Source organism: Streptomyces cavernicola, assembly GCF_029968035.1.
Classification (GTDB): Bacteria; Actinomycetota; Actinomycetes; order Streptomycetales; family Streptomycetaceae; genus Streptomyces; species Streptomyces cavernicola.
This window is the reverse complement of record NZ_JASCIQ010000012.1, coordinates 15,676-28,490: the sequence shown is the minus strand read 5'-3', so window position 1 is coordinate 28,490 and position 12,815 is coordinate 15,676. Positions and strand designations below refer to the sequence as shown.

At 73.5% G+C, this 12,815-nt stretch carries 15 protein-coding genes; 9 read left to right on the top strand and 6 right to left on the bottom strand.

What is annotated here, in order from left to right; all coding sequences use genetic code 11:
• Window positions 1-155 precede the first annotated feature (155 nt).
• Together QIS96_RS13385 and QIS96_RS13380 are read left to right on the top strand one after the other, a co-directional pair.
• Window positions 156-638, top strand: coding sequence for an anthrone oxygenase family protein (locus QIS96_RS13385; RefSeq protein ID WP_282542752.1), 483 nt, complete (start codon window positions 156-158; stop codon window positions 636-638).
• 73 nt (window positions 639-711) lie between these two features.
• Entirely contained in the window at window positions 712-1,443 is a 732-nt protein-coding gene (locus QIS96_RS13380; RefSeq protein WP_282542751.1) for a DUF2293 domain-containing protein, read from the top strand.
• 63 nt (window positions 1,444-1,506) lie between these two features.
• Here QIS96_RS13380 and QIS96_RS13375 read toward each other — a convergent pair whose 3' ends face one another.
• Window positions 1,507-2,469, bottom strand: a complete 963-nt coding sequence (locus QIS96_RS13375) for a D-2-hydroxyacid dehydrogenase family protein (RefSeq protein ID WP_282542750.1) — start codon at window positions 2,467-2,469, stop codon at window positions 1,507-1,509.
• Window positions 2,470-2,627: 158 nt separating this feature from the next.
• Between QIS96_RS13375 and QIS96_RS13370 the strand changes: the two genes are divergently transcribed.
• Window positions 2,628-4,130, top strand: coding sequence for a glutamate synthase subunit beta (locus QIS96_RS13370; RefSeq protein ID WP_282542749.1), 1,503 nt, complete (start codon window positions 2,628-2,630; stop codon window positions 4,128-4,130).
• Between the two features lie 22 nt (window positions 4,131-4,152).
• Here the strand turns inward: QIS96_RS13370 and QIS96_RS13365 are convergent, their stop codons facing one another.
• A complete protein-coding gene (locus tag QIS96_RS13365; RefSeq protein ID WP_282542886.1) occupies window positions 4,153-4,653 on the bottom strand; it encodes a carboxymuconolactone decarboxylase family protein in 501 nt (166 codons plus the stop codon).
• Between the two features lie 62 nt (window positions 4,654-4,715).
• Between QIS96_RS13365 and pdxR the strand changes: the two genes are divergently transcribed.
• Window positions 4,716-6,203 carry a MocR-like pyridoxine biosynthesis transcription factor PdxR gene (gene pdxR / locus QIS96_RS13360; RefSeq protein WP_282542748.1) on the top strand — a complete coding sequence of 496 codons (1,488 nt, stop codon included), beginning with the start codon at window positions 4,716-4,718 and terminating at the stop codon, window positions 6,201-6,203.
• 122 nt (window positions 6,204-6,325) lie between these two features.
• Here pdxR and QIS96_RS13355 read toward each other — a convergent pair whose 3' ends face one another.
• Together QIS96_RS13355 and QIS96_RS13350 are read right to left on the bottom strand one after the other, a co-directional pair.
• Window positions 6,326-6,598 carry a DUF397 domain-containing protein gene (locus QIS96_RS13355; RefSeq protein WP_282542747.1) on the bottom strand — a complete coding sequence of 91 codons (273 nt, stop codon included), beginning with the start codon at window positions 6,596-6,598 and terminating at the stop codon, window positions 6,326-6,328.
• Window positions 6,599-7,459 carry a helix-turn-helix domain-containing protein gene (locus QIS96_RS13350; RefSeq protein ID WP_282542746.1) on the bottom strand — a complete coding sequence of 287 codons (861 nt, stop codon included), beginning with the start codon at window positions 7,457-7,459 and terminating at the stop codon, window positions 6,599-6,601.
• A gap of 232 nt (window positions 7,460-7,691) precedes the next feature.
• On the opposite strand from QIS96_RS13350, the gene QIS96_RS13345 reads away from it, so the two are divergent.
• The 4 genes from QIS96_RS13345 (at window position 7,692) to QIS96_RS13330 (ending at window position 9,673) form a co-directional block, all read left to right on the top strand.
• Complete coding sequence (locus tag QIS96_RS13345; protein ID WP_349017382.1) at window positions 7,692-8,159, top strand: ATP-binding protein; 468 nt, start codon at window positions 7,692-7,694, stop codon at window positions 8,157-8,159.
• A 64-nt stretch (window positions 8,160-8,223) separates the two neighbouring features.
• A complete protein-coding gene (locus QIS96_RS13340; RefSeq protein WP_282542745.1) occupies window positions 8,224-8,655 on the top strand; it encodes a hypothetical protein in 432 nt (143 codons plus the stop codon).
• A gap of 13 nt (window positions 8,656-8,668) precedes the next feature.
• Window positions 8,669-9,058 (top strand): DUF3574 domain-containing protein, encoded by a 390-nt coding sequence (locus QIS96_RS13335; RefSeq protein ID WP_282542744.1) that lies wholly within the window; start codon window positions 8,669-8,671, stop codon window positions 9,056-9,058.
• A gap of 54 nt (window positions 9,059-9,112) precedes the next feature.
• Window positions 9,113-9,673, top strand: a complete 561-nt coding sequence (locus tag QIS96_RS13330) for an HXXEE domain-containing protein (RefSeq protein WP_282542743.1) — start codon at window positions 9,113-9,115, stop codon at window positions 9,671-9,673.
• Between the two features lie 30 nt (window positions 9,674-9,703).
• On the opposite strand, the gene QIS96_RS13325 is transcribed toward QIS96_RS13330, so the two are convergent.
• Both QIS96_RS13325 and QIS96_RS13320 read right to left on the bottom strand, forming a co-directional pair.
• Window positions 9,704-10,234, bottom strand: coding sequence for a toxin-antitoxin system, toxin component (locus tag QIS96_RS13325; protein WP_282542885.1), 531 nt, complete (start codon window positions 10,232-10,234; stop codon window positions 9,704-9,706).
• A 208-nt stretch (window positions 10,235-10,442) separates the two neighbouring features.
• Complete coding sequence (locus QIS96_RS13320; RefSeq protein WP_282542742.1) at window positions 10,443-11,174, bottom strand: helix-turn-helix domain-containing protein; 732 nt, start codon at window positions 11,172-11,174, stop codon at window positions 10,443-10,445.
• A gap of 531 nt (window positions 11,175-11,705) precedes the next feature.
• Between QIS96_RS13320 and QIS96_RS13315 the strand changes: the two genes are divergently transcribed.
• The gene (locus QIS96_RS13315; RefSeq protein ID WP_282542741.1) at window positions 11,706-12,461 is read left to right on the top strand and encodes an MmyB family transcriptional regulator; all 756 of its coding nucleotides are present in this window, start codon (window positions 11,706-11,708) and stop codon (window positions 12,459-12,461) included.
• Window positions 12,462-12,815 lie beyond the last annotated feature (354 nt).

Sequence of the window (12,815 nt, the reverse complement as noted above, 5' to 3'; positions counted from 1 at the left end):
ACGGGCCAATCGACTTGCCGCGCAAGCCCTTCGGCGACAGGATCAACGGGCCACATTCGAGGGCGAATCGGCACACCGGGCAGTCGGGCAGTCGGGCAGTCGGGCAGTCGGGGAAACGCAGAACCGGGGGACTCGCAGTGACCGGGGGAATCTCAGTGATGGACGGACCGTACTTCGTACTGACACTCGCGGCCGCGCTCGGCTGCGGCCTCATGGCAGGCGTCTTCTTCGCGTTCTCCACCTCGGTGATGCGCACGCTCGGCGCGCTGCCGCCCGCGCAGGGCATGGCCGCGATGCAGAAGCTGAACGTGCTGATCGTGAACCCCTTGTTCCTGGCGGTGTTCGTCGGCACGGCCGGATTGTGCGCGGTGGTGGCGGTCGTGACGTTCGTGCTGTGGCCGGATCCGGGCACGCTCGCGCTGCTGCTCGGCTGCGCGCTGTACCTGTTCGGCTCGTTCGGGGTGACCGTCGCGGCGAACATCCCGCGCAACGAGGCCCTGGCGAAGCTCGACCCGGAGGCCCCGGAGAGCGTCGAGCCGTGGCGGTCGTACGTACGGGAGTGGACGGCCTGGAACCATGTGCGGGCGGTCGGCGCGCTGGCGGGCTGTGCGGCGCTCGTGCTCGGACTCACCGCCTGAACCGTGATGACACAGTGAGACATAAAAAACGCGAGCCGGGTGAGCCCCCCGGACCACCGGGTACATACCGCTCATGACGCGCTCCACGGCCAGGGGCAGGGCCAAGGTCACGGTCAGGCCGTCAACGGACGTGGCCCGTACGGGACTTGTGGCGATCCAGCCGCTCGGGCGGAAGCCCCGGCACTGCGCGGAGTGCGCGGTCGGCCCGCTCGCGCTCCTCGTACTCGCCGACGGCGCGCCGCACTGCCTGGACTGCGCGGACCTCGGGCATCTGGTGTTCCTCCCGCGCGGCGACACGGCGCTGACCCGGCGGGCCAGGGAGGGCAGTTCGCTGTCGGTGGTCGTGGTCCGCAGGAACCATCGGAAACGGCGGTACGAGCGGCAGGGCGTGCTCGTCGAGGAGGCCGCGCTCGCCCTGGCCGAGCGGCGCTGCCTCGCGGACGCGGAGGCACGGGCGCGACGCCGGGAGCGGGACGCGGCGCGGCGGGCGGCGGCGGACGTCCGGTTCGCGGCGGCGTTCGCGGCGGAGATCCGCACCCTGTTCCCCGGCTGCCCGCCCGAGCGCGCGGAGCGGATCGCGGCGCACGCCTCCCGGCGCGGCAGCGGCCGGGTGGGCCGCACCGCGGCGGGCCGGGCCCTGGACACGGTCGCGGTCGGGGCCGCGGTGCGGGCGGCGGTGCGGCACGAGGACTCGGCGTACGACGCGCTGCTGATGGCCGGAGTGCCGCGGGGCGAGGCCAGACGCCGAGTACGGGCCGTGGTGGACGGAGTCCTGGACGGCTGGCGCACCCGCGCCGAGCCGTGAGCCCCCCCCACACACACAACAGGAGCCGCACCGACCGCTCAGCCCAGGACCCGGATCGACCGCTCAGCCCAGGACCCGGATCGGCTCCCCGGCGAGGAAGGCCGCGATGTCCTCCACCGTGCCCTGGAAGTACCCCTCGTAGTTGCGTCGCGTGACATAGCCGAGGTGCGGGAGGCCGAGGAAGTTCGGGGCGGTGCGCAGCGGGTGGTCGGCGGGCAGCGGCTCCTGGTCGAAGACGTCGGCGCCGGCCCCCGCGATCCACCCCTCGTGCAGGGCGCGGACGAGGGCGTCCTGGTCGACGAGGGCGGCCCGCGAGGTGTTCACCAGGTAGGCCCCGCGGCGCATCAGGCGCAGCTCGGGCTCGCCGATGAGCCCGCGCGTACGGTCGCCGAGCTGGACGTGGAGGGAGACGAAGTCGCTGCGGGACAGCAGGTGTTCGAGGGAGTCGGCGAGCTCGACGTCCTCCGCGGCGGCGCGCTCCGCGGTGAGGTTCTGGCTCCAGGCGGTGACGTCCATGCCGAAGGCGCGGCCGACCCGGGCGACCCTGGCGCCGATCCGGCCGAGGCCGACGACGCCGAGGCGCCGCCCGTACAGGTCCGCGCCGAGCGTGGACTGCCAGGGGCCGCCGTCCCGCAGCGCGCCCCCTTCCGGCAGGACGTGCCGGGCGAGGCCGAGGATCAGCGCCCAGGTGAGTTCGGCCGGGGGCTCGGAGTTGCTGGGGGTGCCGCAGACCGTCACGCCGTGCCGGGCGGCCGCTTCGAGGTCGACGGAGGCGTTGCGCATCCCGGACGTGATCAGCAGGCGCAGCCTCGGCAGCCGGGCGAGGAGCGAGGCGGGGAACGGGGTGCGCTCGCGCATGATGACGACGATCTCGCAGTCGGCGATCTCCGCGACCACCGCGTCCTCGTCGCCCAGGTACCGGCGTACGACGTGGAGGTCGAGGTCCTCGGCGAGCGGTGACCAGTCGGCCGTGGTCAGGGCGACGCCCTGGTAGTCGTCGAGCACGGCGCAGCGCAGCTTGGCCATCCCACTCTCCCTCGGTGATCGTCGGCGGTCCGCGGGCCAGCGTAGACGGCGGGGCCGCAGGCCCGGACAGGCGGCGGAAGGGACAGCCTCCCAGCCCGGACGTATCGTGGCGAGAAGGGCCGACGAGGCAGGCAGCGCGGCCCGCGGAGGCGAACGCCATGGGTGACAGCGACCCCAGGGGATTCCTCACGACCGGCCGCGAGGAGTGGCCGCGCCGCCCCGTCGAGGAGCGGGTACGGGACTGGCGCGAGGTGTACGTGCCCGGGGCGTTGCTGCCGATCGTCCGCGGGCAGGCCGACCGGTGCATGGACTGCGGGGTTCCGTTCTGCCACGAGGCGTGCCCGCTGGGGAATCTCATCCCGGAGTGGAACGAGCTGGTGGCGCGGGACGACTGGCGCGCGGCGAGCGACCGGCTGCACGCGACCAACAACTTCCCCGAGTTCACCGGCAGGTTGTGCCCCGCGCCCTGCGAGGCGGGCTGCGTCCTCGCGATCAACCAGCCCGCGGTCACCATCAAGAACGTCGAAGTGGCGATCGCCGACCGGGCCTGGGAGCGCGGCTACGCGCCGCCCCGGCCGCCGGACCGGCTCACCGGCCGCACCGTCGCCGTCGTCGGCTCGGGCCCGGCCGGTCTCGCGGCGGCGCAGCAGCTGACGCGGGTGGGGCACACGGTCGTGGTGTACGAGCGGGACGACCTGGCGGGCGGCCTGATGCGGTACGGCATCCCCGACTTCAAGATGGAGAAGCACCATCTGGACCGCAGGATCGAGCAGATGGCGGCCGAGGGCACCCGCTTCCGCACCTCGGTGACCGTGGGCCGGGACGTCACGGCGGACGAGCTGCGGCGCCGGCACGACGCGCTCGTGCTCGCGACAGGCGCCACGGCCTGGCGCGAACTTCCCGTCGAAGGGCGGGAGTTGAGTGGCGTCCACCAGGCGATGGAATACCTGCCGCACGCCAACCGCGCCTGCCACGACCCGCAGGCGGACCCGCGCGCTCCGCTGTCCGCGACCGGGCGGCACGTCGTGATCGTCGGCGGCGGCGACACCGGCGCCGACTGCCTGGGCACGGCCGTCCGGCAGGGCGCGGCCTCGGTCTCGCAGCTGGACATCTACCCGCTGCCGGCCGCCGAGCGCGACGAGGACGCCGAGCCGTGGCCCACGTACCCCAAGGTGTACCGGCTCTCGGCGGCGCACGAGGAGGCGGGCGCCCTGGGCACGGCCCCGGCGGCGGACGCGGACGCGCGCCTGTTCGCGGCGTCGACGCTGCGGCTCACCGGGGACGCGTCGGGCCGGGTGCGGGAGGTGCACCTGGTCGAGGTGGAGCCGGAGGGGCGGCGTCCGGTGCCGGGGACGGAACGGACCCTGCCGGCCGACCTCGTGCTGCTCGCCCTCGGCTTCACCGGCCCCGCCCAAGAGGACGGCCTGATCGGGCAGTTGGGGCTCGACCTGGACGAGCGCGGGGCGCTGCGCCGGGACTCCGGATTCGCGACCGATGTGCCCGGGGTGTACGCGGCGGGCGACGCGGCGCGCGGCCAGTCGCTGATCGTCTGGGCCATCGCGGAGGGCCGGGCGGCAGCGGCCGCGGTGGACCGCTACCTGACCGGCGCCTCCCGCCTGCCCGCACCGATCACGGCGGACGCCCGCCCGATGCGGGCGTAACGCCCTTCTGCGGTACGGGACTTCAGCTGCCCGCGCGCTCGTCCGTGCCCGCCACCTTGGCCGTGGCGAGGGCGACGCGGTTCCAGGTGTTGATGGCCGTCATGAGGGCGATCAGCTGGGCCAGCTCCTCCTCGCTGAAGCGGGCGGCGGCCTCCGCATACACCTCGTCCGGCACTCCGCCCGCCGCGACCAGGGTCACGGACTCGGCGAGGGCGAGCGCGGCCTGCTCCCGCTCGGTGAAGAAGTGCCGGGCCTCGCGCCAGACGCCCACCATGTGCAGGCGCTCCTCGCTCTCGCCGGCCTTGCGGGCGTCGCCGGTGTGCATGTGCAGGCAGTAGGCGCAGCCGTTCAGCTGCGACGAGCGGATCTGGACCAGCTCGACCAGGGCCGGGGCGAGGCCCGCGCGAGCGGCGGCGTCGAAGCCGATCAGCGCCTTGAAGGCGCGGGGGGCGGCCTGCGCGAAGTTCACCCGGGCCGGCTTGGGGGCGGTGCGGTTCGTTGCCTCGTACGTCGTGTCGTACATCGTCTCGTTGCTCATGACCTTGAATCTAGGGCCCCGAAAGACCCCCTGTAGGGTGCAATTCCATGGCAGTTTCCGAGGTCAATTCTGGGCGGCAGCCCGACACGGCCGACGGCACCGGCGAGGACACCGGTACCGACACAGACGCCGGTACCGGCACCGACCTGCACCTGGACCTCCCGCCCACCGGCAGCCGCCGCGCCGCCCTGCTGCAGGCGCTGCGCTCCGCCGTACGGTCGGGTCGCCTCGCGCCCGGGACGCTCCTGCCGCCCTACCGCGCCCTCGCCGCCGATCTGGGCATCGCCCGCAACACCGTCGCCGAGGCGTACGCGGAGCTGGTCGCCGAGGGCTGGCTCGTCGCGCGCCAGGGCTCGGGCACCCGGGTCGCCGAGCGCGCCGCCCCCGCGAGCCCCGTACGCGTACCGAAGAAATCGCCCGCACGCGCGCGTGGGCCCCGGTTCGACCTGCGGCAGGGGCAGCCCGACCCGGCCTCGTTCCCGCGTACGGCATGGCTGGCCTCGGTGCGGCGGGCGGTGAACGCGGCGCCGCACGAGGCGTTCGGGCCCGCCTCGCCGCAGGGCCGGATCGAGCTGCGCACGGCGCTCGCGGAATACCTGGCACGCGCACGTGGAGTGCGCACCGCCCCGGAGCGGATCGTCATCTGCTCCGGCTTCGCGCACGCGCTGCGCCTGCTGTTCGGCGGCGCGGGCGGCACCGGCGACGGCATCCTGAAGGGCCCGCTCGCCGTGGAGGAGTACGGCCTCGCCTTCCATCGCGCGCTGCTCGCCGACGCGGCGGTACGGACGGTTCCGCTGACCTTGGACGAACAGGGCGCGCGCACGGCCGAGTTGGGGGACCAGCGGGCGGTCCTGCTCTCCCCCGCGCACCAGTTCCCGACCGGCGGCCCGCTGCACGCGGAGCGCCGCACCGCCGCCGTCGACTGGGCACGCGCGCGTGGCGCCCTGGTGGTGGAGGACGACTACGACGGCGAGTTCCGCTACGACCGCCGTCCGGTCGGCGCGGTGCAGGGGCTCGACCCGGAGCGGGTGGTCTACCTCGGCTCGGTCAGCAAGAGCCTCTCCCCCGCACTGCGCCTGGGCTGGATGGCGCTGCCCGAGCACCTGGTGGACGACGTGCTGCGGGTCAAGGGCGAGCGGGAGGCCTGGACGGGCGTGACCGACCAGCTGGCGCTCGCCGACTTCCTCGACTCCGGCTCGTACGACCGTCACGTGCGGCGGATGCGGTTGCGCTACCGGCGCAGGCGCGACCACCTGGTGCAGGCCCTCGCGGCGCGCGCCCCGCACATTCCGGTCACCGGGGTCGCGGCCGGTCTGCACGCGGTGCTGCGGCTGCCGCCCGGCACCGAGCAGTCGACGCTGAAGGCGGCCCACTGGCAGGGCCTCGCCCTGGACGGCCTGGCCGATTTCCGGCACCCGAAGGCACCCGGTCCGCTGCGCGAGGGCCTGGTCGTGGGGTACGCGACGCCGCCCGAGCACGCCTACCCGGCCGCCGTGGACGCGCTCTGCGCGGCCCTGCCCCCGGACACGCGCTGAGACAACCTCGCAGAGGGACCTCCGAAGAAGCGGAGGGTCCTGCGAAGAAGCAGAGGGACCTCCGAAGAAGCGGAGGGTCCTGCGAAGAGAAGAAGCAGAGGGACCTGCGAAGAAGAGAAGCGTCAGGAGAGCAGGAAGTCGGCCTGCCCCGACTTCGCGCCCTGGATGAAGGCGTGGATCTCACTGGTGGTGTAGATCAGCGCGGGCCCGTCCGGGTCGGCGGACTGGCGCACCGCGACCCGGCCGTCGGCGAGCTTCATCGCCTCGACGCAATTGCCGCCGTTGCCGCCGCTCCACGGCTTGTGCCAGCCCTCCGTGCCGAGCTCGCGCGCGGGCATGCCGTTGTAGACACGGCCCTCCTCGCGCGCGTGGTCCTCGACGATCGCGCCGTCCATTCACAGCTCCTTGCGGAGATCGCGGAGGATCTCCTTCGTGCGGTGTGCCGTCGCCGACTGCGCCGCCATCCGGTCCATGACCTCCAGGTACGTCACGACCTCGGCGCGGCGGTCCAGATAGACCGCGCCGGTGAGGTACTCGGCGTAGACCATGTCCTGCAGCTCGGGCACGCCGAAGCGGAACAGCACGAACGGGCCGTAGGTGCCCGGGTGGTGGCCCTTGGCGAACTCGGCGACCTGCAGCGTCACGTTGGGCAGCTTCGCGGCCTCCAGGAGGCGGTCGAGCTGCGCCCGCATCACCTCGGGACCGCCGACCGTCCTGCGCAGCACGGTCTCGTCCATGACGACCCACAGCCTCGGGGCGTCGTCCTGGGTGAGCAGCTCCTGGCGCTGCATGCGCAGCGCCACATGCCGCTCGATCTCGGCGTCGTCGGTCCTGCCGACGGCGCCGGAGCGCATCACCGCGCGCGCGTACTCCTCGGTCTGCAGCAGACCGGGCACGAAGTGCGGCTCGTACGACCTGATCAGGCTGGCGGCGCCCTCCAGGCTGACGTACATGGAGAACCAGCTCGGCAGGATGTCGTGGTAGCGCTGCCACCAGCCGGCCTTGTTCGCCTCCTCGGCGAGCGTGACGAAGGCGTCGGCCTCCTCGTCCTCGACGCCGTACGCCTTGAGGAGCAGCTGGAGGTACGGGATCTTCAGCGTGACCTCGGCGGTCTCCATGCGGCGGACCGTGGCGGGGGCGACGCGCAGGACGCGGGCGGCCTCCTCGCGCTTGAGGCCGGCCTCCTCGCGGAGGTCCTGGAGACGTTTGCCGAGAACGACCTGACCCACGGTGGGAGCGGACCGCGGTTCGCTCACTGCCTGCCTCCGTTTCACCTGGGTCCGTCGTCGGTGACCGCCGGTCGTCCCGGGGTCGATCACCTGGATTTCTGCCGCCCGCGCGGTGTCGCACGGGTCCGCTGGAGCAGTGTGCCATGGGCTCCGCGTGAGGCACACTGCACTCTGCACTTTTCAGAGTGACGCTTGCCAAGTGTTCGCGGCGCGGCGATAGTGGCATGCGTGAACTCGTCCGCCCCGTTAGGAACCGGCCGTGGCACTCGGTAAGACCCAGACTGTGCAGTCCCCTGCCGGGGCGCCCTTCGGCGACCGCCGCTGCCGTTTCGAACTCGCTGCTCGCGCCGACTCGGTGGCGCGCGCCAGACGCCTGACACGTGAACACCTGTCGGGCTTCGCGGTGTGCGACGACACCTGCGACACGGCGGCGCTCGTCGTCTCCGAGCTGGTCACCAACGCCCTCGTGCACACGGTGAGCCGGAGAATCGTCTGCGACCTCACGGACGACCCCGCCGCGGGCCATGTCCGGATAGTGGTCCACGACGAGGGCCCCGGCCAGGACGGCGGCCCCCATCCGCACCCGGCGCGCTCCACCGACGAGGACCACGGCCGCGGCCTGCTGCTCGTCTCCGCGCTGAGCCGTGCGTGGGGCGCCCAGGAGGAAGGGCCCGGCCTGATGGTCTGGGCCGAGCTGCCGCGGTCCGCCCGGACGGCGGCCGCGTGACCCGCCCTGCCGACAACGCCGACGCCGCAGCCGTAGCCGCCCGTACGGGAGCCGGGGTGACCGCATGCGCGTACTGACCCTGACCACGCTTGCCTCGCTCGCGCGCCTCCCCCATGACGTGCCCCTGGAACTTCCCGAGGGCATGACGGCCCCGCTCGGCTGCGACGCCGTGGGCATGCCCGAGGAGTACGGCCGCCAGGCGCGGGCCCGGCTGCCGCAGATCGGCGTCGTGTACGCGGACGGCGCGCGCTGGTGGTGGCTCGTGCCGTCGGGTTCGTCGGTCTCGCTCGACTGGCCTGCTCCGCTGCGGTACGCGGCGGGGGCGCGGGTCCCGGCCGGGCCGAGCGCGCCCCGCCTGGTCCACCGGCCGGACGGCACGGCGCCCTACACCCCGCCGATCCCGCTGTATCTGACGCTGTGCCGGATCACGGGCACGGTCCCGCTGTGGATGCGCACGTCCCGCACGGCACCGCCTTCGCCGACCGCGCACCGGTAGGGGCTTTCCGCCGGTGGGTGCGCCCGCCGCGTACGCCTCCCTCGACGAGAAGCCGACGGGCGGCGGCCGTGGGGACGCGTACGTCGAGACCAGGCTCCTGTTCGGCACCGAACGCCCCGACGGCGGACCGGATGTGACGGACCGGCAGTTCATGTCCTTCGTCGACCGCGAGGTCACGCCGCGCTTCCCCGAGGGCCTGACCGTGCACACCGGCCGCGGCCAGTGGCGGGACACCCACGGCACGGTGGAGCGGGAGCGTTCGTACGAGCTGGTCCTGCTGTATCCGGAGGCCTCGGCGGCGGCGCGCGACGGGCAGGTGGAGCGGATCCGGGAGGCGTACGTCCGGGCGTACGGCCAGGAGGCGGTGGCACGGCTCGACGACCGGCTGAGTGTCGACTTCTGAACCGGATCCGGGGCTCTCAGCGTGTGCCGCCGCGGCCTCCGGCAGACTGCGGGCATGGACCGAACTGCCCCTGGACGCAAGCCGGATGACACCACCGCCGTGACGCTCGGCCTCTTCGCGGCCTGGCTGGTGCACGACCTGGAGGAGTTGGCGACGGTGCCGCGCTGGACCCGGACGCGGGTGCCGGCGCTGCGGCGGCGCTTTCCGCAGGTGCCGGAGCGGCTGTGGCGGAGCATGGAGGGCATGCACGGGCGGGAGTTCGCCCTCGCGGTGGCCGGGGTGGGGCTCGTGATGGCCTCGGCCGCGGCGGACGGCCACCGCACGGGCGGCCGCTCGGCGTACTACCAGTCGGTGCTCGGCGGCTTCGGCCTGCACGGTCTGGTCCACCTCGCCCAGGCGGCGGCGGTACGCGGCTACACGCCGGGGTCGGTCACCTCGCCGCTGCTCGTGGTCCCGTTCACGCTGTGGGCGCGCGGCCGACTGCGCCGTGCGGGCGTGCTGCGGCCGACGACCGCCGCCGACGCGGCGCTGAGCCTGGGCCTGGCGGCGGCGACGGCCGTGGGGGCGCATGCGGCGGCGCGGAAGCTGCTCGGCGCGCGGTCGACGACCTCCTGAACACCCTTGCGGAGCAGGCGTGTTGGCAGCTCAGCCCCGCGGTCGGCGTCTCCCCAGGGATGCCTCGATGCGGCCGATGAGGCGGTCGCGGTCGGCGGGGCCCGCCTGGTCGACCTCGGTCAGCCAGGCGCGGCATCTGCTGGCGAGGAGCAGCCCGAAGCTCTCGGCGTCGCTCTCGTCGTCGTGGTCGAAGTGCGTACGGGCCGCGACCTTGAGCACGGTGTCCCGCAGGTCCGCCTCGTCGGCGAGCAGCCGGGCGGCGACGCCCGCGCCGTCCACGTGATGGCCGGCGTGTCCGGCCTCCATGTGCCACAACTCGTGGCCGAGGATGACGAGTTGGTGGTCGGGGGCGGTGCGCTCCTCGATCACGATCAGGTCCTGGTCGGCCATGTCGAGCCACAGACCGCTGGCGGTGCCGGGCGGGAACGAGGCGGCGCGCAGCCGCACGGGACGGCCACGGCGTCGGCTCATCGCCTCGCACAGCGCCGCGTGCAGGTCCTGGGGGCGGGTGGGTGCGGCCGACTCGACTCCGGCGAGCAGGTCGGCGCAGAGCCTGCGCATGTCCTTCGCTATCCCCACGGTTCTCTCCGTGCCTCGCTCCTGTGCTCCGCCGGCCGGGCGCTGCGGCCTGCGGACGCGTTCCCTGCCACGGTCGTGCCGACACCGCTGGTCGTACGGATATCGCTGGTCGTACGGATATCGCTGATCTTGCGGATTCCGCCGGTCTCGCGGATTCCGCCGGTCGTACGGGCCCTGCCGAGCGTGGTCATCAGGACTCCGACCGCCGGACGTTCTCAAGGAGCATGTCCAGCCATTCCGTGACGGTGTCCCGGTGCTTGTCGGTGGGCAGTTGGGCGGCGCGCCAGGCGATGCCGCGCACGCCGTGGTCCTGCAGGAGGCGCTGCAGCGGGTCGTCGGGGCCGTCGGCGGCGGCGCCGTCCGCGTTGTCGCCCGCGGGCGTCCCCTCCGCGTCGATGGCGGGCGCGGCCGCGTCCACCGGCGGGCGCTCCTCCGGCTGGTGGGTCCGGCGCTGGCGCAGCTCCTCCTCGACGCGCCGCAGCACACCGGTCAGGGCGTCGGCGTCCTCGGCGGTGAGGAACCCGGCGTGCACCTTGAAGAAGCGCTGGATGGCGGCGCAGTGCTCCATGGTGGGGCGCCGGTCGCCGTTGATGAGGGCGCCGGCCTGCTGCCGTGACATGCCCGCGCCGTCGGCGATCTCCTGCTGTGTGTAGCGGCGCCCGTCAGGCTTGAGCCGGGTCTTCCGCAGCAGGGCGAAACGCTGCAGGAAGCGCGCCTGCAGGTCGGCCTCGCCCGCGGGACGCCCCGCGAGCAGCTCCTCGACGACCGCGACGGGCACCCCGGACTCCGCGGAGAGCCTCGGGAGACGGAAGGCCTCGCCGCGGGGCACGCCGAGCCGGTCGGCCAGTTCGGCGACTCGGGCGACCACCGCGGCGAGCGGCCCGGCGGCTGCCGGACCGGGAACCGAGAAGTCTTCAGTCACCGGTGGATCTCCTACGTCGAGAGCTGCGAAAGCTGCGAAAGCTGCGAAAGCTGCGAAAGCTGCGAAAGCTGCGAAAGCTGCGAAAGCTGCGAATAGAGCTGCGAATGTCGAATCAGGCCAACTGTCGTTCCATGCGGTCGAGTCGCCTGCGCCGAACCCTGCGTACGGCGCCTCACCTCGGGTAACTCCCCCTGTTCCGGGCGCAGTCGGGCCACCCGGCCCCCGCGCCGTACCGGCTTCGGACAACAACCGGGGCTGCCCGGAGGCTAGTCGGTCCGCTGCTTCCCGGCCAAGGCTTGCCACAGCTGTGGCGCAAAGCGATCGGCCGGCAGCGGGAAATGCCACGATCATTGACATGCGGTCTCCGGGAGAAGGAGTATCGCTTTCAACGAAGTACGTGACGGCCGGTCGCGCCGGGCGGGGAGCACCGCCGACCGGTCCGGGGTCCGCAGCGGGAATCCACCCCGCGGATCCGCGTACCGAACGGTCTCACTCCACGGAGGGACAGCGTCTCGATGACGAATGATCTCGATGACGAATGACCCGGCGTCCGGATCCCCCGGCTCCCTGAAAACCTGGCCCCACGGCGCGGCCAAGACCCAACCGGCGTCCGCGGAGCGCGAGTTGGAGCTGCGCTCCTACCTCCGCGACTACACCGCGCTGATCGCCGCCACGCCGTACCCGTCGCTCCTCCTCGACCGCGCGTGGAACGTCCTCGCCGCCAACTCGGCGTACGAGGACCTCTTCCGGGAGGTGCGGGACGTACGGGAGCCCGCCGCGTTACGGGAGTCGCCCGCGGCGGCGATGCCGGGCGAGAACCTGCTGCGCTTCGTGCTGTTCCACCCGGACGCCGGGGCGGTGCTGCGCGAGCACGAGACGGGCTGGTGCCTGCCGCTGCTCGCTCAGTTCTCGGCGGCGCTCGACGCGTACGGGCAGGACGCCACGTTGCGCGGCATCCGCGAGGACATCGCGCGCGACCCGCTGATGAACGCGGCCTACCAGCAGGGGCTGCCCCGCTGGATGCACAGCATGGGCCCGGCCGCGCTCGACCACGACGGCGCGGTGCGGGGGGTGCGGCATCCGGATCCGGAGTGGGGCCGCACGACGTGCCGGGTCGTCACGGACTCGCCGGGGGCGCTGCGGGAACGCGGCCTCACGCGGCTCACGTTGATCCTGCACGCGCCTGGACGGCGGGGCGAGGAGGCGGGGAGGCCCGAGGCCGCCGCACCCCCGCACCCCACCGTCCAGACACCGCCTCGCCTGCGGGTGGTACGCCCGGGGGCATGAGCTTTTCCCCACCCCGCCCCTTCCCGAAAGTCCTCAGCGGACAGCTCCCGGGGCTACGCCCCCGGCCCCCGCTCCCCGGGGCTGCCGCCCCTGGACCCCACCACGGGGCTCCGCCCCGGCCCCCGATTCCGGGGGCCAGCCCCCGGACCCCCGCTCCTCAAACGCCGGAGGGGCTGGATTTTGCGGGCTGCGGCTGGATTCAGCCCCGGCAGGGGCTGGTTTTCAGGGGCGCGGGGAACTGCGCGACCAGCCACAACGGCGCCGCAGCCGAACAACAGCCGACGGCAGTCTTTCGGGAAGGGGCGGGGAGGGGAGACCAGCGCGCGGAGCGCGATCGACGGTCAGCGCGTCAAC

Coding starts and splice junctions, on each gene's coding strand:
- QIS96_RS13380 (WP_282542751.1), top strand. CDS start 712: ATGACGCGCTCCACGGCCAGGGGCAGGGCCAAGGTCACGGTCAGGCCG.
- QIS96_RS13375 (WP_282542750.1), bottom strand. CDS start 2,469: ATGGCCAAGCTGCGCTGCGCCGTGCTCGACGACTACCAGGGCGTCGCC.
- QIS96_RS13370 (WP_282542749.1), top strand. CDS start 2,628: ATGGGTGACAGCGACCCCAGGGGATTCCTCACGACCGGCCGCGAGGAG.
- QIS96_RS13365 (WP_282542886.1), bottom strand. CDS start 4,653: ATGTACGACACGACGTACGAGGCAACGAACCGCACCGCCCCCAAGCCG.
- pdxR (WP_282542748.1), top strand. CDS start 4,716: ATGGCAGTTTCCGAGGTCAATTCTGGGCGGCAGCCCGACACGGCCGAC.
- QIS96_RS13355 (WP_282542747.1), bottom strand. CDS start 6,598: ATGGACGGCGCGATCGTCGAGGACCACGCGCGCGAGGAGGGCCGTGTC.
- QIS96_RS13340 (WP_282542745.1), top strand. CDS start 8,224: ATGCGCGTACTGACCCTGACCACGCTTGCCTCGCTCGCGCGCCTCCCC.
- QIS96_RS13330 (WP_282542743.1), top strand. CDS start 9,113: ATGGACCGAACTGCCCCTGGACGCAAGCCGGATGACACCACCGCCGTG.
- QIS96_RS13325 (WP_282542885.1), bottom strand. CDS start 10,234: ATGCGCAGGCTCTGCGCCGACCTGCTCGCCGGAGTCGAGTCGGCCGCA.
- QIS96_RS13315 (WP_282542741.1), top strand. CDS start 11,706: ATGACGAATGACCCGGCGTCCGGATCCCCCGGCTCCCTGAAAACCTGG.